Here is a 14,887-nt window from a genome sequence, read left to right on the forward strand (position 1 = left end):
GCGTGCCGTCCACCCCTCCGACGCGCCACACTCTTCCCCATGGAGACGAGTGAGTTCATCGGCGTCCTCGACCGTGAGGGCCGTGCCCTGGCCGCTGCCGCCGAGGCCGCCGGGGTCGACCGTGCCGTCCCGACCTGCCCGGAGTGGCGGGTGCGGGAGTTGGTGGAGCACACCGGGGCCGTGCACCGCTGGGCGCGTGCGTACGTCGCCGAGGGGATCGCCGAGCGGCAGCCCCTGGCACCGGCGCCGCGTCTCGACGACCCCGGCCTGCTGGACTGGTTCCGCGAAGGGCACCGCCTGCTCGTCGACACGCTCACCACCGCCCCGCCCGGCATCGCCTGCTTCGCCTTCCTGCCCGCCCCCTCCCCGCTCGCCTTCTGGGCCCGCCGCCAGGCCCACGAGACGACGGTGCACCGGTACGACGCCGAGTCCGCGACCGGCGCCGAACCCGCCCCGGTCGCCACCGACTTCGCCGTGGACGGCATCGACGAACTCCTGCGCGGCTTCCACGCGCGCGAGCGCAGCCGCGTCCGCACGGAGGAACCCCGCCTGCTGCGCGTCCGCGCGACGGACGCGGACGACGCGGTGTGGACCGTACGCCTGTCCCCCGGCCCACCGGTGACGGTGCGCGCGGACACCGCGGACGCCGACTGCGAACTCGCCGGACCCGCCAGCGCGTTGTACCTCGCCCTGTGGAACCGGCGCCCGCTCCCCGAGGTCCACGGGGACGGGACGCTGGCCGCGCTGTGGACGGAGCGGTCCGCGATCTGACGGACCGCCACTCTCTGTGCGAGACTCGTCGGCATGACGGGGCATGGGGGACGCCGTACGCAGGCCGATCGGGACGCGATCACGGTGGAGATCGGGTACGCGCTGTTCAGCGCGGGGTTCGCGGCGGCGGTCGTGTTCGGAGCGGTGGCCGGTCCGGCGTTGCTCTTCGACCTGCCGGGCCCGGCGGAGAGCCTGCTCCTCAAGGCGGGCATCGCGCTCGCGCCGGTGGTGTTCCTCGCCCGGGTGATCAGTGTGCTGCTGAAGTTCACCGCGGACCGGACCGGCCGCACGAGCCAGGCCGACCCCTCGGACCAGGCCACCCCGGCCCCACACCCTCACCCCAACCACCCGGGCCGCACCAACCCCGACTCGTAGGCCAGCACGACCAGTTGCGCCCGATCCCGCGCCCCCAGCTTCACCATCGTCCGGCTGACATGCGTCTTGGCGGTGAGCGGGCTGACCACCAGCCTGCGCGCGATCTCCTCGTTGGACAGCCCGATCCCGACCAGCGCCATCACCTCCCGCTCCCGTTCGGTGAGCGGCGCGAGGGCGTCGGCGCTCGACGGCTCCTTCGAGCGGGCGGCGAACTCGGCGATCAGCCTCCGGGTGACGCCGGGCGACAGCAGCGCGTCCCCGGCGACCACCGCCCGTACGGCGCGCAGGAGTTCGTCCGGCTCGGTGTCCTTCACGAGGAACCCGGAGGCACCGGAGCGGATCGCCTCGAAGACGTACTCGTCGAGTTCGAAGGTCGTGAGGACGACCACCTTCACGCCCTGGAGCGCCGGCTCCCCGGTGATCCGGCGGGTCGCGGCGAGCCCGTCCAGCACGGGCATCCGGATGTCCATCAGCACGACGTCCGGCGAAGCCTCCCGCACGGCCCGTACGGCTTCCTCCCCGTCCGCCGCCTCAGCGACCACCTCGATGTCGGCCTGCGCGTCGAGCAGGGCGCGGAACCCGGCGCGGACGAGGGACTGGTCGTCGGCGAGGAGTACACGGATCACTGGTCGCCCTCCTTCGAGGCATCCGAGGCCGGTGGCGCCGCGGGAAGCGCCCCGGACGGCGTCGATGTCGCCTTCCCGGGAAGCGCCCCGGAGGGCTCCGTACGCCCCTCCCCGTCCGGCGTGCCCCGCACGGGCAGCATCGCCACCACCCGGAACCCCCCGTCCTCCCGCGCCCCCGCCTCGATCGTCCCGCCGAGGGCCGCCGCCCGCTCCCGCATCCCGGCGAGTCCATTGCCGCTGCCGCCGGCGTCCGCTCCGGTCGCCGGGCCGTCGTCGTCGACGACGAGCCGCAGGGCGCGGCCCGCCCTGTCGAGGCGTACGCGCGCGTGGCGGGAGCCGGAGTGGCGGACGACGTTGGTGAGGGCTTCCTGGACGATGCGGAAGGCGGCGAGGTCGGTGCCCGGGGAGAGGCGGGGCGGGGCGCCGTCGACCTGGACGGTCAGGCCCGCGTGGGCGGCCTGTTCGACGAGTTCCGGGAGCCGGTCGAGGCCGGGCGCCGGGGTGCGCGGGGCGTCTCCGGGGGTGCGCAGGGTGTCGAGGACCTGGCGGACCTCGCCGAGGGCTTCCTTGCTGGCGGATTTGATGGTGGTGAGGGCGGCGCGCGCCTGCCCGGGGTCGGTGTCGAGGAGGGCGAGGCCGACGCCCGCCTGGACGTTGATGACGGAGAGGCTGTGCGCGAGGACGTCGTGCAGTTCGCGGGCGATGCGGAGGCGTTCCTCGTCGGCGCGGCGGCGGGCGGCCTGGGCGCGTTCGGCCTGCTCCCGCGTCCACTGTTCGCGCCGTGCGGAGGCCAGTTCGGAGACGGCCACGATCACGGCGGCCCAGGCGGCGACGGCGAACTCCTGTGCCAGGGGCGCGGATCCGTCGCCGGAGGGGGGCAGCCGGCGGTAGAGCCACTGGGTGACCAGCAGGTGGACGGCCCACAGCATCCCGACGGCGGCCCACGCGGCCTTGCGGTGGCCGGCGACGACGGCGGAGAAGCAGGCGAGGGCGACGGTCACGAACACCGGCCCGTACGGGTATCCCGCGCCGAGGTACAGGGCCGCCGCCCCCGCCGTACCCCACACGACGGTCACCGGGAGGCGGTGGCGCCACAGGAGGAGTCCGGAGGCGGCGACGAGCAGCAGGCGCGCGTAGACGTCGAGGGGCTGGCGGCTGCCTTCCTGGCCGTGGGCGGCGTAGGCCGAGCCGATCAGGACGAACGCGGTGACGGCCGCGGTGGACCGCCAGGGCAGGCGCCGGTCGTTGTCCGCCATACGCGCCCACAGCGGCTCGTCCGGCCACCGTCGCGCTGTCCGCCGTTCCTGCATACCGGCCACGCTAGACGGGTCGCGGGGCGCTGCACGTCCGCCGGGCGGAGCGGTCACCCGTACTTCCCCGGGAGTACGGGACCGGGTGTCAGCGGGCGGCAAGGTCCGCCTCCGCGTTGGCGGCCATGACGGACAGGACCCGGACCGTGCCCGCGTACTCCTCGGGTGTCAGGCCGGTGAGGACCGTGCTGCGGGTGCGCTCGACCCGTTCCAGCGCCCGCGTGTGGATCGCGCGGCCTTCGTCGGTCAGGCCGAGGTCCGTGCCCTGCCCGGTCAGTCCGCGGGCGGTCAGGACCGCGAGCACTTCGTCGGGCCCCGGGCCGTTGCCCGCGGTCCAGAACGGTGCCAGTGCTTCGTGGAGCCCGGCGCGGGTGGTGGCGCCTGCTGCGAGCGCGTCGAGGACCTGCCAGTCTCTGCGGGTGAGCGAGACGTCCGCGAGCGCTTCCTCGAACTGGCGCTCCAGGAGGCGGTCGAGGTGTTTGAGCCAGTAGCCGACAGGCCGGTCCGCGGTCATGGGAACCCCCGCACTTCCGATCCATGTACAGTGACATGCAGTTGCTTACCACTATGCACCGGAGGCCCCGTGCCTGACAACCCCATTTCGGACATGACGGCCATCGAGCGCGCCCTCGTCGCGCTCCGCCGCTCCCAGCAGCGCCGCAACCTGGCCCGATCGGCCGCGCCGCGCGGCGAGAGAGCGGACGACGAGCGGCTGCCGGACGCGGTGCTGGAACTGCTCGACGCGGTCGAGTCGGCCGCCGACCGAGGCGCGTCCCTCACGGTCACGGACGCGGCGGCGGCGCTCGGCGTCGACCAGCCGCGCTCCAGCCGTCTGGCCGGCCAGGCCCTGGAAGCGGGCCTGCTGCGCCGCGAGGCCGACCAGAGCGACGGCCGCCGTTCCCTGCTGGTCCTCACCGACGCCGGCCGCGCGGCCCTGGCCCGCGTCCACGACGTCCGGCACCGCGCCATCGCCCGGGCCATCGCCCACTGGCCCGCCGAGGACCAGGACGCCTTCGCCCGCCTCCTCCCGCGTTTCGTGCGGGATTTCGCCGCGCTGTCCGAGCGGGAGAGAACCTAGGCCGGCTTCTTCCCGAGGAACCCCACTCCGTGCGCGAGGCGGGTCGCCGCCTCGTGGAAGAAGGGGGCGCGGTCCTCGACGACGCGGTGGAACTGGCCGAAGAGCTCGAAGCCGACGAGGCCGTAGAGCTGGGCCCAGGCGGCGACGAGGGCGGCGGCGACGCCGGGCGGGAGGTCGGGGGCGAGGTCGGCGGCGATGCGTTCGGCCTCGGGGCGCAGGGCGGGCGAGAGGGGCGGTTCGGCGAGGGCGCCGGCCCGGTGGGCGTCGCGGGCGATGGCGACGAGGAGGAAGCCCACGCGCGCGGCGGCGGGGACGGTGGAGTCGGGCGCCTGGTAGCCGGGGACGGGTGAGCCGTAGATGAGCGCGTACTCGTGGGGCCGCGCGAGCGCCCAGGCGCGTACGGCCTCGCAGACGGCGGCCCAGCGCCGTACGGCGTCGTCCTGGGCGATCTCGGCGTGGGCTTTCTCGGCGGCCTCTCCGAGGCTGTCGTACGCGTCGATGATGAGGGCCGTGAGGAGGTCGTCGCGGCTCGGGAAGTAGCGGTAGAGGGCCGAGGAGACCATGCCGAGCTCGCGGGCGACGGCCCGCAGGGAGAGCTGGGCGGCGCCCGCGTCGGCGAGCTGCCTGCGGGCCTCCTCCTTGATGGCGGCGGTCACTTCGATCCGGGCGCGGGCTCGGGCCCCTGGAGAGACGTTACGGCTCATGCGGGCAAGTCTTCCACCAAAACGGAGCGGTGCACACATTGGAGAACGGCGAACAAAAGAGAGAGCGCCGCTCTTACAAGGGGAGCACCCTCCGTGCAGACTCGGAGACACGAAACGAGAGCACTGCTCTCTGAAACTCGGGAGTCACCATGTCGCAGCCGTACTACCTCAAGGCCGGCCCTCTCGCCGCCCGCTTCAACAACGCCGTCGGCTGGCTCGCCCGGCACGGCCTCAGCCTCGCGGGCTCCGCCGAACTGTCCGTGAAGGGCCGCACGAGCGGGCGGATGCTGCGCCTCCCGGTCAACCCGCTCACCCACGCGGGCGCGCAGTACCTGGTCTCCGCGCGGGGCCACTCCCAGTGGGTGCGCAACATGCGCGCGGCGGGCGGCGGCGAGCTGCGGGTCGGCCGCAAGGTGCGGGAGTTCACGGCCGTCGAGGTGCCCGACGCCGAGAAGACCGACATCCTGCGCACCTACCTGAAGAAGTGGGGCTGGGAGACCGACCAGTTCTTCCACGGGGTGTCGGCGAAGTCGTCGGACGAGGAGATCGCCGCCGCGGCGGGCGACCACCCCGTCTTCCGGATCACCGTCAGGAGCTGACCTCGGCCTCCGCCTCGGTCTCGGCCGGCGCCTTCGGCCGCGGCTCGACCCCGGTCAGCACGCGCTGCGCGATCGGGTGCGTACGGACCAGCTCGCCCAGGGTCGTCTTGCCGCGGGTGATCTCGGTGAACGCCCGCCAGGCCGGACGGAAGCCGGTGAGTGCGGCGTGGAAGAGCCCGGGACGGCGCTCGAAGGCGGCCAGCATGCGCTTGCCGACGCTCATCTCGACCCCGAGGCCCGCCTTGATCGCGAACGCGTAGTTCAGGGCCTGACGGCGCGTGTCCACCGCGTCGTGCGCCTCCGAGATGCGCACCGCCCACTCCCCCGCGAGCCGTCCGGAGCGCAACGCGAAGGAGATGCCCTCGCGAGTCCACGGCTCCAGCAGACCGGCCGCGTCACCGCAGACCAGCACGCGCCCGCGCGAGAGGGGCGAGTCGTCCGCGCGGCAGCGCGTCAGATGTCCGGAGGAGACGCTCGGTTCGAACCCGGCGAGCCCGAGCCGCCCGATGAAGTCCTCCAGGTACCGCTTGGTCGCCGCACCCTCCCCGCGCGCGGAGATCACCCCGACCGTCAGGGTATCGCCCTTGGGGAACACCCAGCCGTAACTGCCGGGCATCGGGCCCCAGTCGATCAGGACGCGGCCCTTCCAGTCCTCGGCGACCGTCTCGGGCACCGGGATCTCCGCCTCCAGACCGAGGTCCACCTGGTCGAGCTTCACGCCCACGTGCGCCCCTATGCGGCTGGCGCTGCCGTCGGCGCCGACCACCGCGCGCGCCAGCAACGTCTCACCGCCCTGGAGGACGACGGCGACACTGCGCCGGTCCGGGACGGCCGAGCCGTGCTGCTCGACCCGCGTCACCGTCACGCCCGTGCGCAGCTCGGCGCCCGCCTTCTGGGCGTGCTCCACGAGCTGCTGGTCGAACTCGGGGCGGTTGATCAGCCCGAACAGCATCTGCCGGGACTTTCGCGTCCGCGTGAAGCGGCCGTTGTTGGAGAACGTGACCGCGTGCACCCGGTCCTTGAAGGGCAGTTCGAAACCGGGCGGCAGGCAGTCGCGCGAAGGCCCGATGATGCCGCCGCCGCACGTCTTGTAGCGGGGCAGCTCGGCCTTCTCCAACAGGAGCACACGCCGCCCCGTGACCGCCGCCGCGTAGGCGGCCGAGGCGCCCGCGGGGCCCGCACCCACCACGACGACGTCCCACACCTGACGCGCGTCCTCGTTCTCGCGCACGTCGTCCGCCGAAGAGTTCTCGCTGCTCACGATGGTCTGCTGCTCCCGATCCGGCCGCCTGTCGCACCTGTCCACCCGCATCCTACGGCGGAGATCGCCGAGGTCCTCCGGTGAGGCCCCGCAGGCCCGAGCGCGTACCCTCGGCTGCGAGATCCCCGCCGTACGGACCCGTACGGACGCGTGCTCACCCCGTACAACGTCGCACCCACGAGGAGCGTGCCCATGTCGTCGAAATCGGTCGCCGAGACCGTCGCTTCCCTGATGCCCAGGGCGAAGGCGGAGCTGGCCGAACTGGTGGCCTTCCGGTCGGTGGCCGACTTCGACCAGTTCCCGCGCAGCGAGAGCGAGGCCGCCGCGCGCTGGATCACCGACACGCTCGCCGCGGAGGGCTTCCAGGACGTCGCCGTGCTGGACACCCCGGACGGCACCCAGTCCGTGTACGGCTGCCTGCCGGGCCCCGAGGGCGCGCGCACGGTCCTGCTGTACGCCCACTACGACGTGCAGCCGCCGCTGGACGAGGCCGCCTGGGCGAGCCCGCCCTTCGAGCTGACCGAGCGCGACGGGCGCTGGTACGCGCGCGGGGCGGCCGACTGCAAGGGCGGCCTGATCATGCACCTGCTCGCGCTGCGCGCCCTGAGGGCGAACGGCGGCGTCCCGGTGCACGTCAAGATCATCGTCGAGGGCTCCGAGGAGCAGGGCACGGGCGGCCTGGAGCGGTACGCCGAGGCCCACCCCGAGCTGCTGGCCGCCGACACGATCGTCATCGGCGACGCCGGCAACTTCCGCGTCGGCCTGCCCACCGTCACGACCACCCTGCGCGGGATGACGATGCTCCGGGTGAGCGTCAGCACCCTCGGCGGCAACCTGCACTCCGGCCAGTTCGGCGGCGCCGCCCCCGACGCGCTCGCCGCCCTGATCCGGGTCCTCGACTCCCTGCGCGCGGACGACGGTTCGACGACCGTCGACGGGCTGACGTCCGACGCCCGCTGGGAGGGCCTCCAGTACGACGAGAAGCAGTTCCGGCAGGACGCCAAGGTCCTCGACGGCGTCGGCCTGATCGGCACGGGGACGGTCGCCGACCGCATCTGGGCGCGTCCCGCCGTCACCGTCCTCGGCATCGACTCCCCGCCGGTCGTCGGCGCCACCCCGTCCGTGCAGGCACACGCCCGCGCGCTGGTGAGCCTGCGCGTCCCGCCGGGCACGGACGCCGCCGAGGCGACGAAGCTGCTGCGCGCGCACCTGGAGGCGCACACGCCGTGGCACGCGCGCGTGGAGATCGAACAGGTCGGCCAGGGCCAGCCGTTCAGCGCCGACACGACCAGCCCGGCGTACGCGGCGATGGCCGAGGCCATGGCGGTCGCCTACCCCGGCGAGGAGATGCAGTACGCCGGCCAGGGCGGCTCGATCCCGCTGTGCAACACCCTCGCCGCGCTGTACCCGCGCGCGGAGATCCTCCTCATCGGCCTCAGCGAACCGGAGGCGCAGATCCACGCGGTGAACGAGAGCGTGTCACCGCAGGAGCTGGAGCGGCTGTCGGTGGCGGAGGCCCTGTTCCTGCGGAACTACGCGGCGAGCTGAGCCAGTTGCCCGGCCGAGCCCGGCTGGCCGCGCACAGCGCGGTGTCCGCCGCCCTCGCCCGTCTCGACGACGCGGAGCTGACCGCGCTCCTCGACGCGGCCGAGCCGGACGGCACGGGCGTGGGCGGCACCACCGCGCGCGTACGGATCGCCGGACGTCCGGTGTTCGTGAAGCGGATGCCGCTCACGGACACCGACCGGCACCGCACCACGGCGGACGTGTTCGGCCTCCCGCCCGCCTGCCACTACGGCATCGGCGCCGTCCCCAGCCCCGGGTTCGGCGCCTGGCGGGAGCTGGCGGTGTACGAGACGACCACCCGGTGGGCCCTCTCGGGCCACTTCCCGGGCTTCCCGCTGCTGCACCACGCGCGCGTCCTGCCCACCACCGCCCCGGCCGACATCCCCGACACCGAGAAGGCGGTGGCCTACTGGGGACCGGCCGTCCGCGCGCGCATCGAGGCCCTGCGTACGGCGCCGGCGAGCCTGACGCTGTTCCTGGAGCACGTCCCGTCCACCCTGCACGACTGGCTGCGCGCCCACGTGCACGGCCCCGACGCGGACGCGGCGTGCGCCCTGGTGGACCGTCGGCTGACGGCCCTGACCGGCTTCCTGCGGACCACGGGCCTCGTCCACTTCGACACCCACTTCCGCAACATCCTCACCGACGGGCGGCGCCTCTACCTCACCGACCACGGCCTCGCGCTCTCCCCCGAGTTCACCCTCACCCCGGCGGAACGCGCCTTCCACGCCGCCCACTTGTCCTACGACGACGCCTACACGCGCGGGTACCTGGCCCGTTGGCTGGTCACCGAGTTCCACGGCCGCGCCGACCGGCTGGCCCGCCTGCGCGCGTACGCGAACGGGGCCCGCCCCGACGGCATGCCGGACGGCGCGGCCGAACTGGTCCGGCGGCACGCCGCCGTCGGCGCGGTGATGGACGCGTTCGAGTCACGGCTGGGCCAGGACGCGACCACCGCGTTCCCGGCGGACGAAGCCGCTCAGTGGCCGTCTGCGGGCACGGGAACGCCCGACTCGAGGTAGATCGCCGCGCCGCGCTCCCGGGCCCGCAGAGCCCAGCACAGGCGTTCGTAGCGGGCGGGTGGCAGGAGGTCGGCGGCCTCGTGCTCGGTGACGAAGCGCCAGGCGCGCAGTTCGGGGCCGGGCAGCGACAGGTTCGCCACGGTGCCGGGGGCGAGGCGACCGCCGTCGAAGAGGAACCGCAGACCGCCGTACCGGGGGCGCTGCGGCGGCTCCCAGTCGACGACCAGCAGCGGGGGCACGTCCGCCAGGCGTATCCCGGTCTCCTCCTCGACCTCGCGCATCCCCGCGCGCGCGGGTGCCTCGCCGGGTTCGACGACGCCGCCGGGGAACTCCCAGCCGGCCTTGTAGGTCGGGTCGACGAGCAGGACACGGTCGTCCTCGTCGAAGAGCAGCACTCCCGAGGCGAGCGTCTCCGCCGTCGGCTCGGGCGTCTGGACGATGTCGCACACCGGGACGGCGCCCGTCCCGACGGCTTCCGCGATCCTCAGGGCCGTCTCGTACGGCGTGAGGGCGCCGGTGTCGATGAGGTGGGCGTCGGCCGTCAGCCAGGCGGCGAGCGCCGCGCGGTACGGCTCGATGTGGTCGTACGCCCACTGCCGTACCCGCATCTCGCCGTCCGGGAGGTCCGGCGGGACCGGGCGGCCGGCTATCCGCTCACGCAGGATCGTTTCAGCCGGGGCGAGGAGGACATGGCGCACCGGTATGCGGCGGGCGGCCAGGCCGCCGAAGATCTCGTCGCGGTACTCCTGGCGCAGCAGCGTCATGGGCACGACCAGTGTGCCGCCGACCTCGGCGAGCACGGCCGCGGCCGTGTCGATGACGAGCCTGCGCCAGATCGGCAGGTCCTGGTAGTCGCCCACCTCGGCCAGGTGCTTGGCCGGAAGCAGATGGGGAAGCGCCCCGCCGACGAACTCCGGGTCGAAGAGCGTGCTGTTCGGGATCAGATCGTTCAGTTCCCGTGCGGTGGTCGTCTTTCCCGCACCGAACGCGCCGTTGATCCAGACGACGGTCACGATTCCCCCCTCTTCCGTTGGCCCCCTGAGGCTTGCCCGCTCCACCCTGCCACGGAAACCAGTTCCCGTTGAGGACCAGGGAGAAGCACCGAAGCGCCGGCCCCCTCGGGGACCGGCGCCTCGCGCTCGCGTACGGCTCTCGTCAACCGCCCTGCCCGAGCGCGTTGTCGTCGACGGCCAGACTGTCGTCGGCCACCGTGTGGTCGAGCTGACTGAGCGTGTCCCCCACGTCGAGACCGAGTTTGTCGTGGTCCGCCCCGTGCGACGGCGTGATCGCGGCGACCACGAACCCGGTCGCCAGGGAGGCGATGGCAAGCATGCTGCGCTTCTTCATGCCCACTCCAACGCGGAGCCCTGCCGGGAGGTCACGCACGGGGTTGAGGACAGAACGCAGGGGCAGGGCAAGCCCCGCACCCAGGCACGCGCGCGCGGGGCATCACCCCGCACACGTGCAGCACCACGCCGTACGCGAACCACGCCTCCCCGCGCGGACACAGAACCACAGCCGAAACACGCGTCCCCGCGCGCGGGGACTGCCGCTGTACCCGGCGCTGGAGCCGAGCACGGCCGTCCGCGTCCCCGGGCGCGGGGGGACTGCCGGCCATCGAGGAGCGGCTCGCTCTGCGGGGCGAGCCGCGTCCCTGCGCACGCGAAGGCTGCCACCACCGCGAGCCATGCACGACCGGCATGCCGCCACGTCCCCGCGCGCGAAGGCTGCACCTCCCGCGCCTGCTCGCCGACCCCGACCTGCTCGGCATCCCCGCGCGTGGGCACTGCACGATGCGCCTCTCCCCGATGACCTACTTCAGGGCTCCGCGTCCCCGCGCGCGGGCCTGCACGATGGCCGCCCCGGCGTCGAGCACGGCCTGCTTCCACGCATCCGCGCGCGCGTGGCAGCTGCATCCGAACACCGGCCCCACCCCCGCGCGCACAGCACCTCGCCGACCGAACCGCCCGCAACCGCCCCCCGTACACACCCGCCTACACCCCCGCCGCGGCCCCCTCCCTCCGTACGAGTGCCGCCGCAGCCGCCCCCACGAGCCCCGCGTCCGTCCCCATCTGGGCCGGCACGATCGTCAGCCCCTGGACGAAGGACAGCGTGGCGTAGTCGGCGAGATGGCGGCGCAGGGGCCCGAAGAGGACGTCACCGGCCTTCCCCACGCCCCCGCCGATCACCACGATGTCGATCTCGACCAGCGTCGCGGTCGCCGCTATACCCGCCGCGAGGGCCTGGGCGGCGCGGTCGAAGGACGCGACGGCGGCCGGGTCGCCCGCGCGGGCGGCTGCGGCGACAGCGGCGGCCGTGGCGTCGCCGTCGGCCCCGGGACGCCAGCCGTTGTCGAGGGCGCGGCGGGCGATGTTGGGCCCGCTGGCGATGCGCTCGACGCAGCCGCGGCCACCGCAGGGGCACGAGTCGCCGTCGAGGTCGACGGAGATGTGCCCGATGTGCCCGGCGTTCCCGGTGGGCCCCGGGTGGAGCCGGCCGCCCAGGACGAGGCCCCCGCCGACGCCCGTGGAGACGACCATGCAGAGCGCGTTGTCGTGCCCGCGCGCGGCGCCCTGCCAGTGCTCGGCGGCGGTGATGGCGACCCCGTCGCCGATCAGCTCGACGGGCAGCTCACCGGTGACCGCGCGCACGCGCGCGACGAGCGGGAAGCCGCGCCAGCCGGGCACGTTGACCGGGCTGACCGTGCCCGCGGAGGCGTCCACGGGACCCGCGCTGCCGATACCGACGCTGTGGACGCGGTCCCACAGCGGCGACGCGGTCAGCTCCCCGAGCACCGCCTCGACGGCGCCCATGACGGTCTCGCCGTCCTCACGCGCGGGGGTCGGCCGCTGCGCGCGGGCCACGATCGCGCCGTCGCCGTCCACCAGTGCTCCGGCGATCTTGGTGCCGCCGATGTCGAGCGCGGCCACGAGGTCGGTGTGCATCAAAGTCTCGGTTCTCCCCAGTCGACCGTCGAAAAGAGCAGGCCGGTCCAGCGGTGGGGGACGCGGACCGGAGAAGGCGTCGGACAGTCTCTCTGCATCTGACAACGTTGTCCAGGCTCTATGCTCGACGCCACATCCTCATACAACCCCAGGGATCGCGCGACCCCCGCAAACCCGGACATCGCCGTATCCACGAGGCCGACAGGAACAGGACCCCGCATCGTGCCAGAGACGCCCCGACGCGCCGCCTCCCTGACCACCGCCCGCTACGGCAACCGTCCCACGATGAAGGACGTCGCCGCGCGCGCGGGCGTCGGCCTCAAGACGGTCTCCCGCGTCGTCAACGGCGAACCCGGCGTCACCCCCGAGACCGAGCGGCGCGTCCAGGAGGCCATCGAGGCGCTCGGCTTCCGCCGCAACGACAGCGCGCGCGTACTGCGCAAGGGCCGTACGGCGAGCATCGGGCTGGTCCTCGAAGACCTCGCCGACCCGTTCTACGGCCCGCTCAGCCGCGCCGTCGAGGAGGTGGCCCGGTCGCACGGCGCCCTGCTGATCAACGGCTCAAGCGCCGAGGACCCCGAGCGCGAGCAGGAGCTGGCGCTGGCGCTGTGCGCGCGGCGGGTCGACGGGCTCGTGGTGATCCCGGCGGGCGACGACCACCGGTATCTGGAGCCGGAGATCAAGGCGGGCGTCGCGACGGTGTTCGTCGACCGGCCGGCCGGCCGGATCGACGCCGACTGCGTCCTGTCCGACAACTTCGGCGGGGCCCGCGAAGGCGTCGCCCACCTCCTCGCGCACGGGCACCGCAGGATCGGGTTCATCGGCGACATGCCGCGCATCCACACGGCCGCGGAGCGCCTGCGCGGCTACCGGGCCGCCCTGGAGGACGCCGGGATAGCCGTCCAGGACGCCTGGATGTCCCTCGGCGTCACCAGCCCCGACCGGGTACGCCGGGCCGCCGAGCTGATGCTGTCGGGGCCCTCTCCGGTCACCGCGATCTTCGCCGGCAACAACCGGGTCACCGTCACCGTCATCCGCGTCCTCGCCGAACACGCCCGCCGCGTCGCCCTCATCGGCTTCGACGACCTCGAACTCGCCGACCTCCTCCAGCCCGGCGTCACGGTCGTCTCCCAGGACGCCGCGATCATCGGCCGCACCGCCGCGGAACGCCTCTTCCAGCAACTCGAAGGCACCCGCATCGCCCCCGAACGCATCGTCCTGCCGACCCGCCTGATCACCCGGGGGTCGGGGGAACTGCCCCCGCAGGACTGAACGGCTGCCCCGGGGCCGGTCGGCTACCTGGCCCGAACGGCCGTCACCGCACCGGCAAGGCCCCTGGGCAGGGCGGTGAACGACTCTCCCCGGGGGCGCGGGCGCCTGTGAGTCGAAACGGCCCCTCCGGGCCGACAGGGCGCCTCAGACGGCCGACGAGGCGGGGCCGGGCGAAGGTGCGGTGGGCAGCCGTTCCCGGACCTCCGGGGAGGGGACGCCCGATCCACCTCGCCGCGCCGAGGGCGAGTGGGGTACGTACCCCGGGCCGTCAGCCGGAAGCCGCCCCCGGCTTGCGCGCAAGGTCGTACGCGAAGCTCACCGTCTCCGTCAGGTGGTCGTCGACCGCGTAGGGGCCGAGTACGGCCATGAGGTCGCCGTCGAACTCCGCGGCGCGGTCCGCGAGGACGGACGGCGGCAGGAAGGACGTCGAGCGGACGTGCCCGGCGAGTTCGTCGAGGGTCCACCAGTGTTCGACCGCGAACTCGTGCCGTACGGCGGGCTCGAACCCCGCGCGGCGGAGCACCTCCCCGTCGGGGTCCGTCCGCCGACGCCGCTCGGCGCTCGACGGCACCCGGCTCGTCGCCCCCAACGCCTCCTGCCACCGGCGCAGCACGGCACCGAACGCCCGCTGCCAGTCCGACGGCCCCGCCCACGGGCTCGTCGACCAGCAGAGGGCCAGGTGACCGCCGGGTTCGAGCCAGCTCAGGGCACGCCGGGCGACCAGGTCACGGGGCAGCCGGTGAAAGGCGTTGCCGATGACGACGAGTTCGACGCTCCCCGCGTCCATCTCCAGATCCTCGGCCTTGGCGGTGACGGCCCGGACGTGAGCCGCGTCGCCCGTGCCTGCCGCCCCGGCGGCGCCGGCCCTGACGTCGGCCCCTGCCCCGGCACCGACCACGTCCCCGCCGACCGCCACCCTGGCAGCGACGTCCCGTGCCCGGTCCACGTCCCCGCCAACCGCCGCCCTGTTGCCGACGGCCTTGGCGTCAGCCACCTCCCCGCCGACCCCCGCCTTCGCGCGCACCACGTCCCCCATGCCGGCCTCGGCGTCCACCGCCCACACCTCCGTGAACCAGGCACGCAGCGGAAAGGCGAGCTGGCCGGTGCCGCAGGCCAGGTCCAGGAGGCGTCCGTGTCCGGAGGGGGACGTGCGGTGGACGAGGTCGGCGAGCATCGTGTCGGGGTAGGCGAGGCGGAAGCGGTCGTAGTAGTCGGCGGTGCCCCGGTAGAGGTCGGGTCGGAAGCTCACGTCGTCGGCCATACGGGAACCCTCGCACGCGACGGGCCGCGCCCCCACGGCGTCGCCGCCCGCCGCACCACGGTCGGGAACCCTCGCACGCGACGGGCCGCGACACGGC

The 14,887-nt window shown here is 74.0% G+C and carries 16 protein-coding genes; 7 read left to right on the top strand and 9 right to left on the bottom strand.

Annotated features, from left to right (window positions below):
- Positions 1-39: 39 nt before the first annotated feature.
- A complete protein-coding gene (locus tag PV682_RS22935; protein ID WP_319732737.1) occupies positions 40-771 on the top strand; it encodes a maleylpyruvate isomerase family mycothiol-dependent enzyme in 732 nt (243 codons plus the stop codon).
- A 33-nt stretch (positions 772-804) separates the two neighbouring features.
- Positions 805-1,146, top strand: a complete 342-nt coding sequence (locus tag PV682_RS22940) for a DUF6332 family protein (RefSeq protein WP_319732739.1) — start codon at positions 805-807, stop codon at positions 1,144-1,146.
- On the opposite strand, the gene PV682_RS22945 is transcribed toward PV682_RS22940, so the two are convergent.
- The 3 genes from PV682_RS22945 to PV682_RS22955 form a co-directional block, all read right to left on the bottom strand.
- Positions 1,107-1,772 carry a response regulator transcription factor gene (locus PV682_RS22945; RefSeq protein WP_319732741.1) on the bottom strand — a complete coding sequence of 222 codons (666 nt, stop codon included), beginning with the start codon at positions 1,770-1,772 and terminating at the stop codon, positions 1,107-1,109. The two genes, PV682_RS22940 and PV682_RS22945, sit on opposite strands and share 40 nt — an antisense overlap.
- Positions 1,769-3,082, bottom strand: coding sequence for a sensor histidine kinase (locus PV682_RS22950; protein WP_407705722.1), 1,314 nt, complete (start codon positions 3,080-3,082; stop codon positions 1,769-1,771). The genes PV682_RS22945 and PV682_RS22950 overlap by 4 nt, the downstream gene beginning before the upstream one ends.
- 88 nt (positions 3,083-3,170) lie before the next feature.
- Positions 3,171-3,596, bottom strand: a complete 426-nt coding sequence (locus PV682_RS22955) for a MarR family transcriptional regulator (RefSeq protein WP_319732743.1) — start codon at positions 3,594-3,596, stop codon at positions 3,171-3,173.
- A gap of 69 nt (positions 3,597-3,665) precedes the next feature.
- On the opposite strand from PV682_RS22955, the gene PV682_RS22960 reads away from it, so the two are divergent.
- Entirely contained in the window at positions 3,666-4,160 is a 495-nt protein-coding gene (locus PV682_RS22960; protein ID WP_319732745.1) for a MarR family winged helix-turn-helix transcriptional regulator, read from the top strand.
- Here PV682_RS22960 and PV682_RS22965 read toward each other — a convergent pair.
- Positions 4,157-4,864: a TetR/AcrR family transcriptional regulator gene (locus PV682_RS22965; RefSeq protein WP_319732747.1), complete on the bottom strand. Its 708-nt coding sequence runs from the start codon at positions 4,862-4,864 to the stop codon at positions 4,157-4,159. The two genes, PV682_RS22960 and PV682_RS22965, sit on opposite strands and share 4 nt — an antisense overlap.
- 149 nt (positions 4,865-5,013) lie before the next feature.
- Between PV682_RS22965 and PV682_RS22970 the strand changes: the two genes are divergently transcribed.
- Positions 5,014-5,463 carry a nitroreductase family deazaflavin-dependent oxidoreductase gene (locus PV682_RS22970; protein WP_319732749.1) on the top strand — a complete coding sequence of 150 codons (450 nt, stop codon included), beginning with the start codon at positions 5,014-5,016 and terminating at the stop codon, positions 5,461-5,463.
- On the opposite strand, the gene PV682_RS22975 is transcribed toward PV682_RS22970, so the two are convergent.
- Positions 5,453-6,724 carry a geranylgeranyl reductase family protein gene (locus tag PV682_RS22975; RefSeq protein WP_319732751.1) on the bottom strand — a complete coding sequence of 424 codons (1,272 nt, stop codon included), beginning with the start codon at positions 6,722-6,724 and terminating at the stop codon, positions 5,453-5,455. The two genes, PV682_RS22970 and PV682_RS22975, sit on opposite strands and share 11 nt — an antisense overlap.
- 192 nt (positions 6,725-6,916) lie before the next feature.
- Between PV682_RS22975 and PV682_RS22980 the strand changes: the two genes are divergently transcribed.
- Both PV682_RS22980 and PV682_RS22985 read left to right on the top strand, forming a co-directional pair.
- Positions 6,917-8,272: a dipeptidase gene (locus PV682_RS22980; RefSeq protein ID WP_319732753.1), complete on the top strand. Its 1,356-nt coding sequence runs from the start codon at positions 6,917-6,919 to the stop codon at positions 8,270-8,272.
- 5 nt (positions 8,273-8,277) lie between these two features.
- Positions 8,278-9,312: a protein kinase family protein gene (locus PV682_RS22985; protein WP_319732755.1), complete on the top strand. Its 1,035-nt coding sequence runs from the start codon at positions 8,278-8,280 to the stop codon at positions 9,310-9,312.
- Here the strand turns inward: PV682_RS22985 and PV682_RS22990 are convergent.
- The 3 genes from PV682_RS22990 to PV682_RS23000 form a co-directional block, all read right to left on the bottom strand.
- On the bottom strand, positions 9,270-10,325 hold the full coding sequence (locus tag PV682_RS22990; protein WP_319732757.1) for an NUDIX hydrolase: 1,056 nt from the start codon (positions 10,323-10,325) through the stop codon (positions 9,270-9,272). The two genes, PV682_RS22985 and PV682_RS22990, sit on opposite strands and share 43 nt — an antisense overlap.
- A 142-nt stretch (positions 10,326-10,467) precedes the next feature.
- Entirely contained in the window at positions 10,468-10,659 is a 192-nt protein-coding gene (locus PV682_RS22995; protein WP_319732759.1) for a hypothetical protein, read from the bottom strand.
- A gap of 647 nt (positions 10,660-11,306) precedes the next feature.
- Entirely contained in the window at positions 11,307-12,257 is a 951-nt protein-coding gene (locus tag PV682_RS23000; protein WP_319732761.1) for an ROK family protein, read from the bottom strand.
- Positions 12,258-12,479: 222 nt separating this feature from the next.
- Here PV682_RS23000 and PV682_RS23005 point away from each other — a divergent pair, with 222 nt between their 5' ends.
- Entirely contained in the window at positions 12,480-13,529 is a 1,050-nt protein-coding gene (locus PV682_RS23005; protein WP_319732763.1) for a LacI family DNA-binding transcriptional regulator, read from the top strand.
- Between the two features lie 268 nt (positions 13,530-13,797).
- Here PV682_RS23005 and PV682_RS23010 read toward each other — a convergent pair whose 3' ends face one another.
- Positions 13,798-14,790 (bottom strand): class I SAM-dependent methyltransferase, encoded by a 993-nt coding sequence (locus PV682_RS23010; RefSeq protein WP_319732765.1) that lies wholly within the window; start codon positions 14,788-14,790, stop codon positions 13,798-13,800.
- Positions 14,791-14,887: the final 97 nt, after the last annotated feature.

The organism is Streptomyces niveiscabiei (assembly GCF_033794345.1).
Taxonomy (GTDB): Bacteria; Actinomycetota; Actinomycetes; order Streptomycetales; family Streptomycetaceae; genus Streptomyces; species Streptomyces niveiscabiei.